Below are 2,688 nucleotides of genomic sequence, written 5' to 3' on the forward strand. Positions count from 1 at the left end.
CGCAGATGCAGGGCATCTCCTCCCGGTGGCTGCTGCGGGTGGGGATGCGCTGGCTGAGGTCGGCGTTGTGGAGGAGGCCGAACTCGCGGTTGTTGACGAGTTCGTGCTCCTGGCGTTCGCGGAGGGCCTCGATGGTGAGGCGGAGCTGCTGTTCGACCTGGTTCATGGGGTCGTTGTAGAGGTCGGCGACCCGGGTGTGGACGCGCAGCACGGTCTGCGCCACGCTCAGCTCGTACTCCCGCGGCGTGCTCTCGTAGTCCGCGAAGACACCGGGCAGGGTGGGCTCGCCGGCATGCCCCGAGGCCACCTCGATGGCCGCCTCACCATGGGCGTTCTGCGCCGGGCGCGGCGCCGACCGCACCCCTTCCACATGGCCGCGCAGCTCCCGCGAACCCGCCATCTGCGCCTCGAACTCCGACCGGGGCAGGGTCAGCACGGTGACCGAGGTGGCCGCCCGCGCGGTGAACTCCCAAAGACCCGGCTCGGCCGCGGTCAGCTCCGGCTCGCCCAGATGGTCGCCGCCGGTCAGGGTGTCCAGCACGGTGGGCCGGTCGTACGCGCCGGGTCCCAGCCGCTCCACCTTGCCGTGTGCGATCAGCACCAGCTCGTCGGCCGGACGCCCCGCCTCCACCAGCAGCTCGCCGGGGGCCAGCTCCCGCTGCCGGAACCGGTCGGCCAGCGACTCCAGCACCGAGCTCTCCTCGAAGCCGCGCAGCAGCGGGAGCTCACGCAGCTCCACCGGGATGACCCGGATCTCGGCGCCGGTGGAGACGAACTCCACGCGGCCGTCGCCCAGGGTGTGGGTGAGCCGGCGGTTCACCCGGTAGGTACCGCCCGATACCTGCACCCAGGGCAGCAGCCGCAGCAGCCACCGCGAGGTGATTCCCTGCATCTGCGGGACGGTCTTGGTGGTGGTCGCCAGATTCCGGGCGGCCGACGTACCGAGACTGAGCTGCGATTGCGGATTTCCGGCCTCGGAAAGGGGATTCACCGAAGTCGTCATGAAGAATGCCCACCCACCCTGTAGAACCCGTGCGGAAGTCATGCCGCTTGAGCGACTCCGAAGCTATCAGCGGATTTTATGGAGCGCAGTCACTCGAAAGGGTGGAATGATCGTGTGGTTACCGTGACTGCTGCGGTGCGAAAACGGCGATCCCGTTGGCCACCGGCCGCTCCATCCCGCCCGAGGGATGGTTGCGTGCCGTGCTGCCGCTCTCGCCCGGCCCCCGGACGGCCAGGGTGGAGGAACCGCCGCCGTCCAGGTTGACCGCGTCATCGGCCCCCAGCTCGAGCATCACCTCGGCCAGCTCGGCCACGGTCAGACCGCTGCGGTACTCCGGCCCGCCGTCCAGCGCCAGCAGGTAGAACCGGCGGCCGCCGTCCCCGATCCCGGCGCTGGTGCGCACCGCCGCGGTCACCGTGTCCAGGCCGTCCAGCCGGTGGTCCGCGCGCACGATGGGGAACCCGCCCACGGCGAATGCCAGCGGCGACCGCCCGGTGTCCGTCAACTGCCGCTCCACCCGGACCCGATCGCCCACCCGCAGCTGCCGCAGCCTCCGCGCGCCGGCCTCCCGGCCCACCAGCACCACCGAATCCCGGGTGACCGGCCCCTCGCCCGGGGAGTCGGCGACCTGGGCCACCCGCCCGTTCCGCACCACCACCTCGAAGGTCTCGCTACTGCAGGGGGCCGACCGCTGGGTGTCCGTACCGCAGGTGGCCCGCACCCGGGAGGCGCCGCCCCAGTCCGAGGTGAAGGCGCCGATGCCGTCCACCGCCACCGCGTACTGGTTCAGGCCGCTCAGCGGGAGCGTGCCGAGCCGGGTGCGCACCTGGCCGCGCAGGGTGAGCCGGTCCAGCCGGGCCCTGCGGTCCATGCCCACCCCGATGACGTCCTCGGTGCCGGCCCCCGGCGGCAGGGCCGGGCCGAAGCGCTGGCCGGCCGGCACCGCCGCCTTGAGCTGCCGGCCGCCGGACACCGCGGGTCCGACCGGGGCGCCGGTGGCCGGCACGCCCGGGTGCTGGGTCTCCGAGATGTGGAAGAAGTCGCCGTTCACCGCGGCCACCGCGCCGCGCGCGTCGGCCAACCGGCTCACCGCGGCCCGGGCGCCCACCGCGCCCGGGTACACCAGGTCCAGCGACACCCCGGGGGCGCGCAGGTCCACGGTGACCAGGTGCCCGTAGACGGTGCCGTGCGAGGCCGGCCAGGTGAACTCCCGGTAGGCCACACCCGGCGCGAGGGTGTGCTCCGCGGTGAACCGCGGCGCCGGCGTGGCGCCCTGTGCGGGCGCGGCCCCCGCCAGCCCGGCGCCCGCCAGGGCCGCCCAGGCACTCACCAGTGCCCAGGCCACGCGCATCCGGCCGGTACCAGGTGCGGTGCGGAACCGACGTGTCACGGTACCCCCAGACGGTTCGACGGCCGACAACTGTCCCATGACACAGGGGACTTCACCATGGCGCGACCCAACACGGGGCAAACGGCGGGCGAGCGGACGCGGAACTCCTCGCGGCCCTCTGCCCAAGAGGCCCGACTGCCCCGATACTCACTGGCGTCCATCGCGCACATCCATCTCCCGGCCGCGCGCCGGGACGACAGCCGGGAGGCCCCATGCTCAGCCGCTCGCGACGCGCCTTCGTCGCCACCCTGGGAGCAGCCCTCGCGGGCGGGGCGGCCCTCCCCGCCCGCGAGGG

Annotated in this window: 2 protein-coding genes; both read right to left on the reverse strand. The window is 73.4% G+C overall.

What is annotated here, in order from left to right:
- A partial coding sequence (locus E4099_RS31155; protein WP_135342454.1) for a family 2B encapsulin nanocompartment shell protein occupies positions 1–1,003 on the reverse strand: 1,003 nt, incomplete at its 3' end.
- Positions 1,004–1,121: 118 nt separating this feature from the next.
- On the reverse strand, positions 1,122–2,354 hold the full coding sequence (locus tag E4099_RS31160; RefSeq protein WP_135342455.1) for a phosphodiester glycosidase family protein: 1,233 nt from the start codon (positions 2,352–2,354) through the stop codon (positions 1,122–1,124).
- Positions 2,355–2,688 lie beyond the last annotated feature (334 nt).

Origin of the sequence: Streptomyces palmae, assembly GCF_004684805.1 — a bacterium.
In the GTDB taxonomy this organism is placed as follows: domain Bacteria; phylum Actinomycetota; class Actinomycetes; order Streptomycetales; family Streptomycetaceae; genus Streptomyces; species Streptomyces palmae.

Bases quoted from the DNA above. Each gene is read 5' to 3' on its own strand.
- E4099_RS31160 (WP_135342455.1), bottom strand. From the start codon at position 2,354: ATGCGCGTGGCCTGGGCACTGGTGAGTGCCTGGGCGGCCCTGGCGGGC.